The sequence below is a fragment of the Mesorhizobium sp. B2-5-7 genome (assembly GCF_006440875.1).
GTDB classification, from domain to species: domain Bacteria; phylum Pseudomonadota; class Alphaproteobacteria; order Rhizobiales; family Rhizobiaceae; genus Mesorhizobium; species Mesorhizobium australicum.
Genome location: NZ_VFUO01000009.1, coordinates 41,257 through 57,450, shown reverse-complemented (window position 1 = coordinate 57,450; position 16,194 = coordinate 41,257). Strand labels below are relative to the sequence as shown.

Here is a 16,194-nt window from a genome sequence, read left to right as displayed (position 1 = left end):
GGTTAACCAGTTCCCAAGAAGCATAGTTAAGAAGCTCTTAATTTAGTTGACTCTAATAAGTTTAGGATGGATTCTGGCGCCGGGGTTGAAGGTTGTCGGCCGTCGTCGGCTGACGCTTAGAGTGGCGGCGGTACGTGTATGAGTGTTTCCGCGGACGTGGCGACCATCAGCGGTAAGACGAGGCCGAAACGCGGGTCTCGGGCGGCTCTGGCCAAGGCGGCGCAGAAGGGCCCTTTTCTGGTTCCCGTCCTGTCGGCCACTCAGCAATGGATCCTGAGGCTGGCGCTGGCATTCTGGTTCGTCACGCTCGGTTTTTTCTGGATCTGGTGGCTAAGGCCCGAGCATGTCGAGTACATCGGGCCATACGCCTTCGCGACGACGGTGCTGGCCTGGCTGACGCTGATGCCGATGTATTTCCTGTTATTCGTGCTTGTGTCGAAAAGGCCGTCCAAATTTTACACGATCGCTGCGAGTTCGAGGGTGGCGATGGTGGTGACGAAAGCGCCATCCGAACCGTTTTTCGTGGTTGCGCGCACGCTAGAGGCGATGCTTGCGCAGGATTATCCTCACGACACCTGGCTTGCCGACGAGGACCCTTCCGAGGAGACGATCGCATGGTGCGAGGCGCGAAACATCCAGATTTCGACGCGGCGAGGCCGGGAAGACTATCATCGCAAGACCTGGCCGCGCCGAACCCGTTGCAAGGAAGGCAATCTCGCGTTCTTCTATGATCACTACGGCTATGAACGCTACGACTTCGTCGCCCAGATGGACGCCGATCACGTGCCGACGCTGACCTATCTGCGCGAGATGCTGGCGGCCTTCGCCGATCCCGCTGTCGGCTACGTCTCGGCGCCGAGCATTTGCGACAACAATGCCGCCGAGAGTTGGTCGGCCCGCGGCCGACTGTTCGTGGAGGGAATGCTGCACGGCCTGCTGCAGTCGGGCTACACGAGCGTCGGAGCGCCACTGTGCATAGGCTCGCACTATGCAGTGCGCACCGCCGCATTGAAGCAGGCGGGCGGGCTTGGCCCAGAACTGGCCGAAGACCACTCGACCTCCATGCTGATCAACGCGGGGGGCTGGCGCGGCGTGCATGCAATCGACGCCATTGCGCACGGTGATGGCCCGCAGACTTTCGCCGACCTCGTCACTCAGGAATTCCAGTGGTCGAGGAGCCTGACCACCATCCTGCTCGAATACTCGCCCATGTATCTCTCCAAGCTGAGGTTGCGATTGAGGTTGCAGTTCGTTTTCTGCCAGCTTTGGTACCCGCTGTTCGCACTGCTCGCGCTCTCCACGTATCTCATGCCGATCTACGCGCTGTTTTCTGGCCGGAACTTCGCCAATGTGACGTATCTGGATTTCATTCTCCACTATGCGCCGAGTTCGGTTACGCCGATCGTCTTGGTGATGATGTTGAAGGCGTTCGCGCTCTCACGACCGGTAACGGCCAAGGCACTCAGCTGGGAAGGTATGCTGTTTCATTTCTTCGCGCGCTGGCCGTGGGTGCTGGCGGGCACGCTGTCGGCCGTCCGCGACTATCTGACCAAATCGTTTGTCGATTTTCGCGTCACACCGAAGGGCCGCGGCCCGAAGGATCTCCTGCCGGTTCGTGTCGTCATCCCCTATGTGGCGCTTGCCGTCGGTGCGTCGTTGCCCGTGCTCCTTGTACAAAATCCGCAGAGCGCCACGGGTTTTTACTGGTTCGCCGCGTTCAATGCAGCTTTATATAGCCTGCTGACCATCGTGATCATTGCCAAGCACGTCACCGAGAACAAGATTTCCCTGCGGCCGAGTATCGGCAAATTTGTCTTGCAGGCTTCGCTCGCCGGCGTGGCTTTAACGGCTCCGCTCGCGGGTTTTTACGGCCGCGGCCTGGAGGGCATTTACGGACTGCAGCAGGGTGCCGGCGCCGTTCATCTCGTCAAGATGGCTTTCCCAGTTTCGGGCGCCGGCATGGGCGAAATCGGCGCCCGCAATTTCTACTTCGATCCAGGTTGGGAAACGCAGCGCTGAGCGTCCCCTAACACCTGCAACAGCCCTTCGACTCTGCCAGCCTGAGCGCCGATCGCCGTCGTTGCCACCGGTGCGGAGGCTTCGTTTGCCGAAGCACCCCACGCGCCCTGCTAGGCTCCGATCCAATCAATCGAATTTTCATCATATTCGAACGAACACCGAAAGACTGTGTTCATTATGCTGTTTGCACGAATTTTAATAAGTTCGTTCTAATATACGTATGCAGATTGAGTGGCGATGATCACTTGAAAGTGCGGAAAGAAGCCGACTATAAAGTATATCACCCGCACATAACCGAATTATGTTTAAGGGTAGGGAGCCGTAGATGAACAGGGTTATGGAAAATTTGGCCAACAACGGCAGAAAATATACCTGTGCTGTTGCTGCTTTTGTGCTCGTCTCGATGGTGTCCGGCTGCCAGACCATGGATACAACCAAGACCGGCTCGATCAACGGGCGAACCATCGACTACGGGTTCGGCAAAATGGCCCATCACGCCGGGAAGGTCCATCACGTCAAGACAAAGCTTCTCTACCGCAAACCGCTTACACAGATGAGTGTCGTGACGCGTACCAGGGAGGAGGCCTACGCGGCCTTCGTGCGGCCGCAACGGATTGCCAGGCCGGCACCGGTGAAGGTTTCCTACAGCCCGGGCAATGGCGGTCAGTTCCTCGGTCATTCGCCCTGGATTTGCGGCCCGAGCGGTTTCGGCCAGCGCGCCAGCTGCCGTTCGCGTTACTAGAGCATTGGACCTGAATGCATGTCGCCCGGAAGTGTGCTCGGTTCCGGGACAACGATATGCAGATCAGAAGCTTAAAGCAGGTCGGGCGAATCCTATTCGCCGCGACATGTGTAAGTGGCGGTGCCTGACCGAGGGCTGCCGCCGAGGTCTTCGCTGGGGGCGCGAGTCGAGGGCGAGAGGTGGGCGCAGGGTTGCGCCTTATCTCTTGCCCTTCGACCGCCACGGGCTCGTGGCCATGAATATCCCTGGCGTTCCGATCTCCTCATGAAGGCCGGCTCGGGCGGAGCCAGCCGTCATCGTCGCCGGGCGCCGGCCGTGGCCGCGCGACATAGGCCGATGATCCGTTTGCCTCGTGATAGACGCGGGCCAGCATTTCCGCCAGCACGCCCGACGTCACCATCTGCACTCCGGCGATCAGCAGAAAGAAGCCAGTGAACAGCATCGGCCGTGTTCCGATGTCTTGCGCGAAAAACAGCTTCAGGCAAAGCAGATAGGCAAGTATCAGCGAACCCAGCGCGCCAAGCGCGATGCCGATGCCACCGAAGAAATGTCCGGGCCGTGTGCGATAGCGCATGAAGAAATACATGAACACCAGATCGAGCACGACCCTGAAGGTGCGCGAAATGCCGTATTTGGACTGGCCGTGGATGCGGGCATGATGCGTCACAACCTCCTGCGCGATGCGTCTGGGGGTCGTCACGGTAGCCAGCCATGCCGGGATGAAGCGGTGCATCTCACCATAGAGCTTGACGCTGCGGATGACGCTGCCCCGATAGACCTTGAGGCTGCAGCCATAGTCCTTGAGGCGCACGCCGGTGACGCGTGCAATCAGCGCATTGGCGATACGCGAAGGGAGCCTGCGCATCAAAAGCCCCTCCTGACGGTCCTTGCGCCAGCCGACCACCAAGTCGAGATCCTCGCTCAGCAGGCGGTAGACCATGCGCGGGATGTCGAAGGGATCATTTTGCAGGTCGCCGTCGATCGTGGCGATGACATCGCCGCGCGCCGCGTCGATGCCGGCCTGCATCGCGGCGGTCTGCTTGTAATTGCGCACGAGTTCGACCGCATGCACATGCGGGCCATAATGCGCAGCCAGGCGCCTGATCTCGCTCACCGTCGCGTCGGTGCTGCCGTCATCGACCAGCACGACCTCCCACGGCTGCTCGTAGCGCTCCATCGCCTGGTGAATCCGCGTCAGCAGCGGCTCGACGTTTTCGGCCTCGTTGTACATGGGCACGACGATGGACAGCGTGTGGTCCGGCATCATCGCGCCATCAGGCAGCCCCGAAGCGGGGATGGGCAATATGTTCATTGGGATGGCTTCCTTGCAGGTCCGACGGCCGGAGTCCCTGGCAGCGTCGATTTCGAGGGAAACAGCCAGGCTATCGCGCCGGTGCCGATAGCCGAGCAGAAGATGAACAGGTGCAGCGCCAGGGCCGCCTGCAGACCGCTCTTCATCGCAATTCCGGATGTGAGCAGTGCCGCCGCCGCTCCCGCTTCATAAGTGCCGAAGCCGGCGACGCCTTGCACCGGCAATATTGCGGCGCCTTCGGCCCCGACGACGCCTGGAAAGGCCGTCGTGAAGGATGTTCCCAGTATCAGGGCCAGCAGCCATCCCTGCACGGCGAGCTTCAGCGACCAGTTGGCGATCGTCCACCACCAGCCGTAACGCGAGCGCCCGGTCGCCTCGGTGAAGGTGTCGCGCAGCAGGCCGAGCTTCGCCACGATCCTGCCGCGCCCGGCCCAGTCATGCGGCGCGCGCGCCCAGCGCGGCAGGTACCAGGCGGCAGCGATCAAGGCGGCGATCCCAGCGATCCTTATCGCCGCATGCAGGCCCGGCCACACCGCCAGCGCCAGCACGCCGACGACGAAAGCGTCCTGCAGCCTGAACCACAGCAGCGAGGCGCTGGCGCGCATGATCGGCACGCCGAAGACCTGGCGCAGGAGCAAGGGAAAGGCCGTCTCGCCGCCCCGGAAGGGTACGACGTTGATCATCGCATTGTGGATCAGAATGACGCGCAGGCAGGCTCCGAAACGGCCATTCACCTCGTCGCGGAACTCGTCGCAGACGCGTAGCGCACGCAAGACATAGGTGACGAAAAAGGCGATCGTCGCCACCGCGAACGTAGCTGGCGTGATGCGGTCGAAGGCATCGCCGACCATCCGCCAGCGCGAGTCGCTTGCCAGCCAAGCCAGCAGGGCCAGCGTCACCATTATCGAGATTGCTCTTTTCAACCAATTCTCCGCCGGTTTTCACCGCCGAGTTCCAGCGGCGGCATCGTGGCGACTGAACGTCCAAGGCGTCATCCTGGGGCGGTTCGCCTGGCCCACCGCCTTGCCGGCCTTCCGCGGGGCGGATGCGTGGCCGCTGAGCCGTCGGGCCATATCCTGTCAAGGCCCACAGCTGTCGCAGCTCTCATGGACGGGTGATCCTATAGACCAGCAAAGCATCCGAATCCACAAGCTTGGTTGCGGTCTTGTCCAGATAGTCGACGACCCCCCCATGATGCTCGATGAACAACTGGTCCTGATTGTCGGCAGCGTTCTTGGCCGTGCCGAACAGATCCGCGCCTTGACCGCGCAACTCCTCGAGCTGAGCGATCGCGGTGGCGTCGTCCGCGACGAATTTCGACCATTCGACATCGCCTCCGCCAGGCGGGAACACCCAGCCGCGTGCCCTGCTGTAGTAGACGGCGACGGGATCGCCGACCTCCGGCGCGATGGCCACGACGAGGTCGCCCGGTTGCGCCAACCGCGCCAACTCCTCGCCGAGCAGCTTGCCGTTCATCGCGACCGGCGCCTTCATTGTCCTCACGAGAGGAAAGGTCGACCACACGAGGGTCACGACAACGATACAGATCGAACGCAGCACGACCGGCGACAGAACGGTTCCCGATGCAAACGTTGCCAGAAGAAGCGCGCCGCGGCCGCAGAACATCGCGAACGGCACATGGAAAATGTGGTAATTCCAGGGGTTGCTGGTGATTTCGCGCGCCGCCGCCAGGTAGACGATCATGGCCGCACCCAGCCAAATATAGGGAATGGCCGAAAGGGTGCGCTTCGTCGGGTCTTCGGCGGGTCCGGGCGGTATCCAGAAACCGACCGCGATCAGCGCCATGAACGGATAGCCGTAGAACCACCAGACAGAGGTGTTCCACACGGATTTGAAGTAGAAGCCATCATTGACGAACGTCCACAATCCGGAGTTCCAGATGTAGCCGCTGCCCGCGACGTGATAGGGTGGATAGCTGCGGCCGAGATAGATGGCCCAGCTGAAATAGGCGCCGATGATGGCCAGGCTCAAAAATCCCCACAGGAAGACCTCAGTCGCCTGCCGTCGTTTCTTCTGCAGAATCCAGCGCACCATCAGGTAGAAGATGACGGCGCCCGCCGCCACGCCCGGCGGCTTTGCCAGCGCACCGAGCGTGAAGCTGACGGCGGCGAGCGGCAAAAGCCATCGGCTGCCGCCAGCCCAGTATTTGGCGAACAGCCAAACGCCTGTTGTTACCAGTGCCAGCATCGACGGATCGGGCAGGAACGAGCTGTCGATCATGATCGCCGCCGGCATCAGCGCGTAGGCGAGCGCCGCCGCATGGGCATGCGTTTGGCCCCAGCATAGCGCCGTCAACCTGTGCAGCGAAAACACCGTCACCAGACCGAAGAAGGCCGCAACCACGCGGCCAAACCAGTCGTGCCAGCCGAAGAGTTGGTAGAGCAGGGCGGTCAGATAGCTGACGATCTGGAACTCGCGGCCCTGATAACTCGGGCCGGGTCCGGTCCAACTCACCTCCGGGAAGAAGATGTTCCAGCTGTGCTGTTGAAAATTGTCGGCCATCATTGCCGTGCTTGTCTCGCGCCAGCTGAAAGCGTCGACCAGCGGCAAGGTTATGTTGTGGAACCTGAACACGACCGCGATGAACAGGATCCCCAGCAAGATCGCCGTGTCGAGGTTCAGGTAATTGCGAGCAGCCGGGTCCCGAGCGATCGGCTGCTGCAGGTATTGCTGAACCTCGGCCTGATTCAATTCCGGATCGTCGCCCATTTGGAACCGCGTCCTCTCTGACGTCTGCGGATGTTGCTTTTGCGCGCGATTGTCAAAGGCGAGGGAGTATACGACGCAATCCTTAATTTTGGCGACAGCGGGCGCCGCGAAAGTTGACATCGCAGCTCCCGCGGCTGTTAAATAATTCGCAAAGGCTGTCGCGCCGATAGCGCTGCCCTGGGCCGCACAGACATGCCAACGCTGATTGTACCGATAGCTCCGACCAGGTCGCCGCCGCATGGCGTAGATCGTCTGCGGCGCAGGGAACGTCGTCGGTCCGCACGTTTCACGCTGCTCCTGTTTGTCCTGGCCCTCTGCGGCCAGGTGGCCCTCCCGGGAACGTCCCACGCGGCTGCCGCCAAGGACAGCGCACCTGCAAAAGCGGATAGCGCTATTGCTCCAATTGCCGCCACTGTTCCAACTGCCTATGAGCTGCAGCTTCTGTATGCCGATCGCACATGGATATGGGAAAATGGAGCGGCCTATTTCGCGAAGGGCAATCGGCGCCTTGAGGCCTGGACGTCGGGGCAGGATTCAGCGTCTGTCGCAGAGGGCAGGTGGCTGGTGACCAAAGACGGCAAGATGTGCATGGATGTCGCTTGGCGGTCCAACAGCTACAAGGGCAAACAGCGCCGCACCTGCTACAGCCACCGAATCAAGGATGGAACGATCGAGCAACGCAAGGATCCGGACGGAGAATGGTACAGTTTCAAACGAACTCCCGAAGGTCCTTCCGACGAATACCGAAAATTCGAATCTGGTGATACCAAGGCCGCGCGGTTCGAAGAGGCCCGCAAGTTGATCGACTCCAAGAACTGATGCATATCGCTCGGAAGTGTCCTCGGTTCCGGGACAACGACATGCACGAAATCAGAAGCTTACAGCAGGTCGGGCGAATCCTATTCGCCGCGGCAGGCGCCGTTCCTGGCTCCGTTGGCCCCTCCCGATACCACATCGGTGACGGCGTGTCCGGAGGGGCGGATTCAGGCAGGCCGCTTTTGCCAGGCCTGTGAAGAAGCTTGCGAATCGCTTATAAAACGCTGAGCAGTCCGGCTGGAATTGTCGGCGCACCGACCGCCGATTGGTGCAATCACTTGTCTCTGACAGAACGACGAGACGATGGATCCAACACCATATGGTTTTCATGAAATTTAATAATTAGTGATATCTAATATTTATGTGTGATGTGCGAGTGGTCACTGAAACGGCGTGAAGCGGCGCAGGTGTCGCAACGCGCCCCAGCTTATACTCAAAGGCAAGGGACACATGGGGAACAATTCCGCAATGGGCGCTTCTCGCCTAAGCAAGAAAGCTCTCTCTATTGTTGTGGTGGCGATGACCTCTCTGGTTGCAGGATGTCAGGGGATGGATACGACCAGAACCGGTTCCGTCCTCATTGCACCGGTCGCGCATCCGCTCCGGAGCAAGCCTTCAGTCCGACCGGTCCAGGCTGGATACATCGTGCGTTCGCTCAGGATCGAGCCTGAGGTGCTGATGACAAGGACTATCCGCACCACTGAAAGAACTTACGCTTTTGCTCCGCCACCGCCGATCGCGATCCGCACAACGGGACCCGTGAAGGTCGCTTTCAGTCCTGTCGATGAAGGTGCGTTGTTAGGAGGCTCGCCTTACATCTGCAGCCCCAGCGGATTTGGCCAACGCGCAAGCTGCCACCCGCGCTATCTCTGATCTATCGAGCAGCGACCGCTACCGCGCCGTCGCTTGGTGGCAGTATCACCGGTTTCGTCCGCAGCCCGAAGAATGGGGCGGCGGTCCTGACGATCGTGTCGATGTCGGAAAGCTGCGGCACAAAGCCAAGATGCGCGCGCGCCTTGCTCGGGTCGGCATAGAGTTCGGCCGGATCTCCCGGGCGCCGGGCCCTGAAGACGGCCGGAACAGGTCTTGACGTCATCCGGCTGACCGCCTGGACAATCTCCTTGATGGACACGCCTCGCCCGGTGCCGAGGTTGACCGCCAGGCTTTGTCCACCGCCCTCCAAATGTTGGAGAGCTTTCAAATGGGCGCGGGCCAGATCGCTGACGTGGATGTAGTCGCGCACGCAAGTCCCGTCCGATGTCTCATAATCCGTGCCGAAGACCTCGACCTCGTCGATGATGCCTGACGCCGCCATCAGCACCCTGGGAACCAGATGCGTTTCCGGCGAATGCCACTCGCCGAGCTCCCCGTCGGGATCGGCCCCGCAGGCATTGAAGTAGCGCAGGATGGCGAACTTCATTCCGTATGCGTTGGCATAGTCGCTGATGATCTGTTCGCCTATCAGCTTGGTGCGCCCGTACGGGCTGATCGGATTTTGCGAAGAGGTCTCACGAATAGGCAGTGCTTCCGGAACGCCGTAGGTTGCGCAACTGCTGGAAAAGATGATGTTCTCGATCGAATGCGCGCGTGCGGTGTCGAGTACGGCGATGGTGCCCGTGACATTGGTGGAATAGTATTCGGCCGGCTGACCGACGGACTCTCCAACATAAGCAAGCGCCGCGAAGTGTATGATGGATGCGGGCCGATAGGCTTCGATCGCCGCCTGCAATGCATCCCGGTCGCGGATGTCGCCGACGACAAGCGGACCCCAGGCGACGGATTTCCGATTGCCGCGGGACATGTTGTCGAATGCCACCGGCAGATAACCGGCCGCGGCAAGCAGCTTGCACGTATGGCTGCCGATAAAGCCGGCTCCCCCTGTCACCAGGACTGGCGGCTGGCTCATGAAGCCGCGGCCCCTTTGGTAATCCGGCTCCCGTAGAGCAGGGCGTCGAAATAGTCGACGGTATGCGCGAGCCCTTGGGCCAGACTGATCTTCGGCTCCCAGCCAAGATTGCTCCTGGCGAAGGAAATATCCGGCTTGCGTTGTCTGGGATCGTCGATCGGCAATGGCCGATGCACGATTTTCGATCTGGAGTTGGTATAGCTGACAACCAGTGTCGCGAGTTCCATGATGGTGAATTCGCCGGGATTGCCGAGGTTGACCGGATGGGCAGGCGCACTCGGCGCATTCATCAGCCGCATGAAACCCTCGATCAGGTCGTCGGCGTAGCAGAAGGAGCGGGTCTGCAGGCCGCTGCCATAGACGGTCAGGTCTTCGCCACGCAACGCCTGGACGATGAAGTTCGAGACGACGCGCCCGTCATCGGGTTGCATGCGACGACCGTAGGTGTTGAAGATACGGGCTACGCGAATATCGAGGCCATACGTCCTCGAATAGTCGAAAAAAAGGGTTTCGGCTGAACGCTTGCCTTCATCATAGCAGGAGCGCGGTCCGTGCGTGTTCACATTGCCGAAATAGCTTTCGGGCTGCGGGTGCACGAACGGATCGCCGTAGACCTCGGAAGTCGAGGCCTGGAATATCTTGGCATTGTTCCGACGCGCGAGTTCCAACAGGTTCAGCGCGCCAAGCACACTGGTCTTGAAGGTATGGATCGGATCTGCCTGATAATGTGGCGGAGAAGCAGGGCAGGCTAGATTGTAGATCTCGTCGAACCGAAGGTCCAAAGGCAATGCATCGACGATGTCGTGCTCCATGCAGCTGAATCTCGGATCGCGCAGCAGCGTATTGAGATTGTATCTTTTGCCGGTATGGAAATTGTCCAGTGCGACGACGTCGTATCCGTCCTGCAAAAGTCGTTCGCACAAATGCGATCCCAGGAAGCCCGCGCCTCCAGCGACCAGCGCACGGCCTCGGTTATGGCCGTTGCCGTTGCCCCTTTGATCGTTTCTGGAACCAAGTTTCAGAACCTTGATGACCTTACTCATGCTTTCCTCCACGCACCGCACACGCTACCGCCGGGCAGGGCAAAGCACTGCCCGGCCACGTCCTTAAACGCGGCAATCTCCGCATCCGCGGATCGCCATCACTGATGTGCGCTTGTCACTAGCTGAGTTACGAGGCCGCTGCCGCCCGGCTTGTATCTGCCGTTCAGCAGTCCATGCGCCCCAAGATCGCGATCACGCGCCCCATGCCATCATCGCCGATTGCTCGCCCAAATTGCACATCCCAACGCCCTGAAAATATACCTGTGAAAATTCAAGTCAACTAAATTAGAGATTCCTTAACCAATTGTGTTTGCCATTGGTTAATCATGGCCGACGCGTTCCCGGCGCGGGCGCGGATGGCCACGGCCGGGGTTCTTCATTTTGAATCAGCATATTGGCTCGATCCAAGCAAATTTCACAGGCTGCCGCGATCTCTTCTCGGGTGCCATCAAAAGCCTGATGTCGAGGAATAGGGCGGAGTGTCCTTGTGAGATCATTGGGGTGGGTCGCCCCTGGGCACTGTCTGAAATGAAGAGCGATTCAGAAGGCGTCAAATCTTCAGGTTGCAATGAGATTGCTGCCCAAATCCGCTGGGACTGCAGACATAAACGCCTGGCCGTGAATACTTTGCCAGTATCTCTCTGCGGACGGAATCCACGTCGCAACTGGCAGCGGCGCAGAGCAGACCAAGAGTCAAAGTTAGAAGGCAGAATCGGCCGCAGGAATGACTTTTAACGCCGATTTCTCTCTGTCGGGCCGCCCGTGTCCTCTGTGCATCGAGGTTCCTCATCCGCCAAGGTATGAGTCGACATCCCCTTCTCGCCTGCAGGCGCATCGAAGTCATAGTGGAATGCCGGCCATCTCGGCAATGGCATTTGAGGGCATAGGCTAGCTGCTGTCCATGGCGCGACCACGCATCCAGGTTGACCGCCGCACTGGCGCGCGGGCCGCAAAAATGGTCGAGATGGTCCGTTTCTCAGCGGGCCATCTCGTTCAGGCAACCACAAAACAGGGACGCCTGTTGTCGTGTGGCAGACCGCTCCTGACGCGGCGCGGTGCTCCAGCTTGGCTATGTTACTCCCGGCGGGACTGCCCGCCCGGCGGGCTTACTGCCCGCCCATTTCCTTCTTGCCGGCGGGCTTACTGCCCGCCCATTTCCTTCTTGCCGGCGGGCTTACTGCCCGCCCATTTCCTTCTTGAATGTGTCGAAATCGACCTGCATGCCGTTGAATATAGTGCTCCAGTGGCGCGTCAGCGCCGCCATCGCCACGGCTTCCTCGATCTCCTCGTTCGTGGCGCCGGCGCGCTTGGCGTCCTGCGTGTCCGACCAGATGCAGTAGGTGCAAGGAATCTGCGCCGCCACGGCCAAGGAGATCAACGACTTGACCTTGGGCGGCAGCGCCGTCTTGTCGCTGAGATCGATGGCCTTGACCTCGGCCCAGGCACCGGGCAGACCGGTTTTGGGAAACTGTTTTACAAAGCTTGGTACGCCGCCCATGGTCGACTGTATGTCCTTGAGGGTTGCATCATAGTCGTCGGCATGGGCAGGCGCGGAGCCAAGCGACAGGATACAGGCCGCGGCGGCGGACAAGAACACATGCTGAGACGAAGACTGCACGGATTTGACGATGCGATGGTACGACATGGTTTTCTCCTCTGGTCTTTGTTAGCCTTACGATGTAAGGTGACGGCGAAAATGAACCTTACACTGTAAGTTGTCAAGCGGCGCCATGGATCAATCAATCACGAAACAGAGAGCGCGCGGGCGTCTGTCGCGCGAAATGATCGAGGACGCGGCTTTCGAGGTGATCGAGAGGGAGGGCCTTTCCGGCTTTTCGATGCGCAAGCTCGCCGCCGCGCTCGGCTGCGAGGCCATGAGCATCTATCATCACTTCCCCTCGGTGGCGCATCTGCACGAGGCGCTGATCGACCGGCTGATCGGCGCCCTTGAAGTGCCTGACACCAGCCTTCCCTGGCGGCAAAGAATGCGTGTTGCCGTCGACGATTTCCGCCGCATCGGCCGCGAGCATCCCGCCTATTCCACTTTCATTGTTACCTACCGGATGAATTCGCCGACTTGCCTTGCCTGGTTGAACGGCATTATCGGCTTGTTCAAGGATGGCGGCTTCGACGCGGAACTCAGTGCGCGGCTCTTCCGCGCCGTGGGCTATTATCTGATGGGCGCGGTGCTGGACGAGAACGCGGGCTATTCCAGAGGCCCGTCCGCGGTGAACACCGTCAGCGACGAGCAACTGACCAGGGACTATCCAAACGTCGTGGAGGCCGGGCGCTTTTTTGGCGCCGCCGAATTCGACAAGACCTTCGAACTCGGCCTCGACATGCTGCTGGACGAAATGGAACGCCTGCGCGACGGCGCCGATATAAGCCGACCGTCCGGCAAGGTTTGATTGCAAGGTGACCGCCTGAATGCGCTTTCTCTTCGTCCTGATCCTGTTGGCCGGCACCGGCATCGGTCTCATCTACCCCTGGGCGACGGCCAATTTTTCCGGCCGCGAAATCGGCACCTGGCGGGTCTACGAGCAGGGCCGATTCAAGCCGTTGACCGTATCGCTCAGGGATCGCGATGCGCCGGTGCGGGTGCTGGTGGACCTGACCGCGAGGGCCGAACGCATCGTTTCGAAGCAGCGCACTGTGTTGACGCTGACCGCGGCCACCAATGGCCACACGGTGCTTGCCTCGACGCTGCAGTTCAACCATGTGGACAATCCGCGCCAGGCCAGCCCACAGCTGCCCGACAAGATCTTTCGCGACGAGGCTGGCCTGATCGCCACCGTCAGCCCTGGCGCTTACGTCTTCACGGTCGGCCCGGGCGATGCCGAGGACATACCGATGCGAGCGGTCGACCTTGTCTTGCGCTCCGGTGTCGGGGAAATCGACGGCCGCGCGCGGCCGATAGGCTTCTCGCTGATGGCGGTCGGCCTGATCGGTTTCTTGCTGTCCTTGCGTTCTGCTGGCGGGCGACCGGAAAATCCGAATTCGCAGCCGCCGCCGCCACGTTGGGGCAGGGGTCCCACATGAACTATCGCCACGCCTACCACGCCGGCAATTTTGCCGATGTCGTCAAGCATGTCGTGCTGACGCGCCTGCTCGACTACCTGAAGCAGAAGGACAAGGCGTTTCGCGTCATCGACACCCATGCCGGCATTGGCCGCTACGATCTGTCGTCACTCGAAGCGCACAAGACAGGCGAGTGGCAGGGCGGCATCGGCAGGCTGATAGATGCCGCGTTCGATGCGAAGGCGGCGGCGCTGCTGGCGCCTTATCTGGCGGCGGTGCGCTCGCTCAATCCGGAGGGCGGCGTAAAGAAATATCCGGGCTCGCCGCTGCTCGCGCGCAATCTCCTGCGCAAGCAGGACCGGTTGTCGGCGATCGAGCTGCACCCGAAAGACGCCGCCAGGCTGAAGATCGAGTTCGCCGGCGATTTTCAGACAAAGGTGATGGAACTGGACGGCTGGCTTGCGCTCGGAGCGCACCTGCCGCCGAAGGAAAAGCGCGGCCTGGTGCTCATCGATCCGCCCTTCGAGGAAGAGGGTGAGTTCGGCCGCCTCGTCGACGGGCTGGTGAAGGCGCACAGGCGCTGGCCCAGTGGCATCTACGCGCTGTGGTATCCGATCAAGGACCGCAAGGCGGTGATCGCCTTCAGGAAAGCGCTGAAGCAATCCGGCATCTCGAAAATCCTCGACATAGAATTCGAGATCAGGCCAGCCTCTTCCGATCCCAGCCTCGATGGCACCGGCATGGTGGTGGTCAATCCGCCCTTCACGCTGGAAGGGGAACTGCGAACCATGCTGCCGGCACTGCACAAATTGCTCGCCGTGGGCAAGCCGGCCCACTGGTCGCTGGAATGGCTGGCCGGCGAGCAGGTCCCGCCGCCGGGATAGCCTTTTTCGATCGCCGCGTTCCTTACGACCGCACGATCAGTCCTTGGGGAATAGCCGTTACCCGCGGCGCCGGTTTCTGGAAACCATTGTTTCGGCAACCGCTTGACCGCCGCCGAGCGAATCCGCACAGTGCGCGCAATCGACCTTGAGAGGCTGCCATGACTCGCTTCGCCAAATCCGCACTTGCTGCCCTGATTTCGCTCTGCACGCCCCTTGCCGCGCCTCTCGGTGTCACCCGGGCGGTCCAGGCGGCCGACCTCGGCGTCTATACTGAGGACGATGGCAGCATCTGTGGCGAGACATGGGTGCTGAGCAAGATCACGCATCGGTTCTCCTACCAGGTGCATCACGTGCCTCATCTGCCCGACGTCGCCATCACCGATTTTCGCGACATTCGCCAGCACCGTTATCAGCAGGCGAGCGAGGAATGGCCGATCGGTCGTCACTATTGCCGGGCAACCGTCAGCCTGTCGGATGGCCGGGACCGGTCGATCTTCTATCTGATCGAGGAAGGCCAGGGCTTTGCCTCCATCGGCGACAATGTCGAGTTCTGCGTCTCGGGCTTCGATCGCTGGATGGTCTATAACGGCCGTTGCCGCGTCCTGCGCTGAACGCACCTCGTTCTCCTTCCGATCTTTTTCGCGCCTGCGGCCTGAAGGGGGCGCAGGCGAGACGCTGACGCCCCGGCGGGTCGGCGCCTGCGCCGTCGTCGCGCTCGGCGCCATCTGTCTCGGCTATCAGCCGTGATGACAACGCGCTCCTTGTCGAAACACGCGGCAATTCCGCCGCCGTCGAACTGTCGACGGGCGGCTCGCCGTATCGTGAGGCGGTGAACCAAGGCTCGTCGCTTTGCTATTTTCTGCGACGCGTTGCCTCTGCCTGATCGATGATCTTGCGAAGAAAGGCAATGTGACCGCGAAACGCCCGCCGCCCGGCCGTCGTGACCCTGATCCGTGTCTGCGGCCGGCGTCCGACGAAAAGCTTTTCAATATCGACATAGCCAGCTCTGGCCAGCGTATCGAGATGTGCTCCGAGATTGCCGTCGGTGACTTCGATCATGGCTTTCAACTGGACGAACTCCAGGGTCTCGCGCCTTTCCAGCGTGTTCAGGACGGCCATGATCCTGAGCCGTGTACTCTGGTGGATGATGTCATCGGCGCTCATCAACAGGCTCCAATGCGGCAAAGCCTTGGGTTGTCGCCATATGGCTTGGCGATTTTGCGGTGCCATTTGCTTCTGTATGGCCGAAACCGACGGCGCAATCGCATCTCATGCAGAATACTCTGTTCTACAGAGTATTCTGTCAATCGGGAAGCCGGTGCTCAAGCCATGCTTGACAAGGTGATCTTCAGATCGACCGTCGCATCGCGCTCGTGATCCGCGCGAACCGCGCGCCTGCAAAAGATGATCGCTTCGATGACGCGGCGGGTTATGATGTTCACGGCCAAGGATCACGCGTGAAGCCGCTCGCTAATCTTCGGATCTTGATGGCGAGATCGCATCGGGAACGCCGGTATCGATTTGCTGGCGACGTCAGAAGATCAGCAGCGGATTTTTGCGATGATGAGTGTGATTGTGTGTGGATCGCAACTAAAATTTAAGTTGAGAAAATCATACCATTGCTTCGCTGGCTAGCGAGACGCGAGTCAGATATGCATTGCGCGCCGGGGTCATTCACGGCCATCGGCATAACGTGAAGGGGCATGACATGGCTAAGCAGTCAT

At 60.4% G+C, this 16,194-nt stretch carries 14 protein-coding genes; 7 read left to right on the top strand and 7 right to left on the bottom strand.

Features of this window, described 5'->3' with window-relative positions; all coding sequences use genetic code 11:
- Window positions 1-138 precede the first annotated feature (138 nt).
- Window positions 139-2,019: a cellulose synthase catalytic subunit gene (locus FJ543_RS28950; RefSeq protein WP_140717923.1), complete on the top strand. Its 1,881-nt coding sequence runs from the start codon at window positions 139-141 to the stop codon at window positions 2,017-2,019.
- Between the two features lie 325 nt (window positions 2,020-2,344).
- Window positions 2,345-2,761 carry a hypothetical protein gene (locus tag FJ543_RS28945; protein WP_140878608.1) on the top strand — a complete coding sequence of 139 codons (417 nt, stop codon included), beginning with the start codon at window positions 2,345-2,347 and terminating at the stop codon, window positions 2,759-2,761.
- Between the two features lie 262 nt (window positions 2,762-3,023).
- Here the strand turns inward: FJ543_RS28945 and FJ543_RS28940 are convergent, their stop codons facing one another.
- The 3 genes from FJ543_RS28940 to FJ543_RS28930 all read right to left on the bottom strand — a co-directional run bounded on the left by FJ543_RS28940 (window position 3,024) and on the right by FJ543_RS28930 (window position 6,803).
- Entirely contained in the window at window positions 3,024-4,028 is a 1,005-nt protein-coding gene (locus FJ543_RS28940) for a glycosyltransferase family 2 protein (protein WP_210241254.1), read from the bottom strand.
- 41 nt (window positions 4,029-4,069) lie between these two features.
- Window positions 4,070-4,996 (bottom strand): lysylphosphatidylglycerol synthase domain-containing protein, encoded by a 927-nt coding sequence (locus FJ543_RS28935; RefSeq protein WP_140878607.1) that lies wholly within the window; start codon window positions 4,994-4,996, stop codon window positions 4,070-4,072.
- Between the two features lie 181 nt (window positions 4,997-5,177).
- Window positions 5,178-6,803, bottom strand: a complete 1,626-nt coding sequence (locus FJ543_RS28930) for a glycosyltransferase family 39 protein (RefSeq protein WP_140878605.1) — start codon at window positions 6,801-6,803, stop codon at window positions 5,178-5,180.
- 192 nt (window positions 6,804-6,995) lie between these two features.
- On the opposite strand from FJ543_RS28930, the gene FJ543_RS28925 reads away from it, so the two are divergent.
- Window positions 6,996-7,622: a DUF995 domain-containing protein gene (locus FJ543_RS28925; RefSeq protein WP_167331129.1), complete on the top strand. Its 627-nt coding sequence runs from the start codon at window positions 6,996-6,998 to the stop codon at window positions 7,620-7,622.
- Window positions 7,623-8,493: 871 nt separating this feature from the next.
- On the opposite strand, the gene galE is transcribed toward FJ543_RS28925, so the two are convergent.
- The 3 genes from galE to FJ543_RS28905 form a co-directional block, all read right to left on the bottom strand.
- Entirely contained in the window at window positions 8,494-9,525 is a 1,032-nt protein-coding gene (galE, locus tag FJ543_RS28915; RefSeq protein ID WP_140878601.1) for a UDP-glucose 4-epimerase GalE, read from the bottom strand.
- On the bottom strand, window positions 9,522-10,568 hold the full coding sequence (locus FJ543_RS28910; RefSeq protein WP_015318482.1) for a UDP-glucuronic acid decarboxylase family protein: 1,047 nt from the start codon (window positions 10,566-10,568) through the stop codon (window positions 9,522-9,524). The genes galE and FJ543_RS28910 overlap by 4 nt, the downstream gene beginning before the upstream one ends.
- 1,174 nt (window positions 10,569-11,742) lie before the next feature.
- A complete protein-coding gene (locus FJ543_RS28905; RefSeq protein WP_140878599.1) occupies window positions 11,743-12,213 on the bottom strand; it encodes a carboxymuconolactone decarboxylase family protein in 471 nt (156 codons plus the stop codon).
- An 85-nt stretch (window positions 12,214-12,298) separates the two neighbouring features.
- On the opposite strand from FJ543_RS28905, the gene FJ543_RS28900 reads away from it, so the two are divergent.
- The 4 genes from FJ543_RS28900 to FJ543_RS28885 all read left to right on the top strand — a co-directional run bounded on the left by FJ543_RS28900 (window position 12,299) and on the right by FJ543_RS28885 (window position 15,081).
- Entirely contained in the window at window positions 12,299-12,976 is a 678-nt protein-coding gene (locus FJ543_RS28900) for a TetR/AcrR family transcriptional regulator C-terminal domain-containing protein (RefSeq protein WP_140878597.1), read from the top strand.
- Between the two features lie 19 nt (window positions 12,977-12,995).
- Entirely contained in the window at window positions 12,996-13,607 is a 612-nt protein-coding gene (locus FJ543_RS28895) for a hypothetical protein (protein WP_140878595.1), read from the top strand.
- Window positions 13,604-14,470: a 23S rRNA (adenine(2030)-N(6))-methyltransferase RlmJ gene (locus FJ543_RS28890; RefSeq protein ID WP_140790600.1), complete on the top strand. Its 867-nt coding sequence runs from the start codon at window positions 13,604-13,606 to the stop codon at window positions 14,468-14,470. The genes FJ543_RS28895 and FJ543_RS28890 overlap by 4 nt, the downstream gene beginning before the upstream one ends.
- 158 nt (window positions 14,471-14,628) lie before the next feature.
- The gene (locus FJ543_RS28885) at window positions 14,629-15,081 is read left to right on the top strand and encodes a hypothetical protein (protein ID WP_015318477.1); all 453 of its coding nucleotides are present in this window, start codon (window positions 14,629-14,631) and stop codon (window positions 15,079-15,081) included.
- 241 nt (window positions 15,082-15,322) lie between these two features.
- Here FJ543_RS28885 and FJ543_RS28875 read toward each other — a convergent pair whose 3' ends face one another.
- Window positions 15,323-15,634, bottom strand: coding sequence for a transcriptional regulator (locus FJ543_RS28875; protein ID WP_140726323.1), 312 nt, complete (start codon window positions 15,632-15,634; stop codon window positions 15,323-15,325).
- Between the last annotated feature and the right edge of the window lie 560 nt (window positions 15,635-16,194).

Coding starts and splice junctions, on each gene's coding strand:
- FJ543_RS28945 (WP_140878608.1), top strand. CDS start 2,345: ATGAACAGGGTTATGGAAAATTTGGCCAACAACGGCAGAAAATATACC.
- FJ543_RS28890 (WP_140790600.1), top strand. CDS start 13,604: ATGAACTATCGCCACGCCTACCACGCCGGCAATTTTGCCGATGTCGTC.
- FJ543_RS28940 (WP_210241254.1), bottom strand. CDS start 4,028: ATGATGCCGGACCACACGCTGTCCATCGTCGTGCCCATGTACAACGAG.
- FJ543_RS28895 (WP_140878595.1), top strand. CDS start 12,996: ATGCGCTTTCTCTTCGTCCTGATCCTGTTGGCCGGCACCGGCATCGGT.
- FJ543_RS28905 (WP_140878599.1), bottom strand. CDS start 12,213: ATGTCGTACCATCGCATCGTCAAATCCGTGCAGTCTTCGTCTCAGCAT.
- FJ543_RS28875 (WP_140726323.1), bottom strand. CDS start 15,634: ATGAGCGCCGATGACATCATCCACCAGAGTACACGGCTCAGGATCATG.
- galE (WP_140878601.1), bottom strand. CDS start 9,525: ATGAGCCAGCCGCCAGTCCTGGTGACAGGGGGAGCCGGCTTTATCGGC.
- FJ543_RS28925 (WP_167331129.1), top strand. CDS start 6,996: ATGCCAACGCTGATTGTACCGATAGCTCCGACCAGGTCGCCGCCGCAT.
- FJ543_RS28885 (WP_015318477.1), top strand. CDS start 14,629: ATGACTCGCTTCGCCAAATCCGCACTTGCTGCCCTGATTTCGCTCTGC.
- FJ543_RS28930 (WP_140878605.1), bottom strand. CDS start 6,803: ATGGGCGACGATCCGGAATTGAATCAGGCCGAGGTTCAGCAATACCTG.
- FJ543_RS28900 (WP_140878597.1), top strand. CDS start 12,299: ATGGATCAATCAATCACGAAACAGAGAGCGCGCGGGCGTCTGTCGCGC.
- FJ543_RS28950 (WP_140717923.1), top strand. CDS start 139: ATGAGTGTTTCCGCGGACGTGGCGACCATCAGCGGTAAGACGAGGCCG.
- FJ543_RS28910 (WP_015318482.1), bottom strand. CDS start 10,568: ATGAGTAAGGTCATCAAGGTTCTGAAACTTGGTTCCAGAAACGATCAA.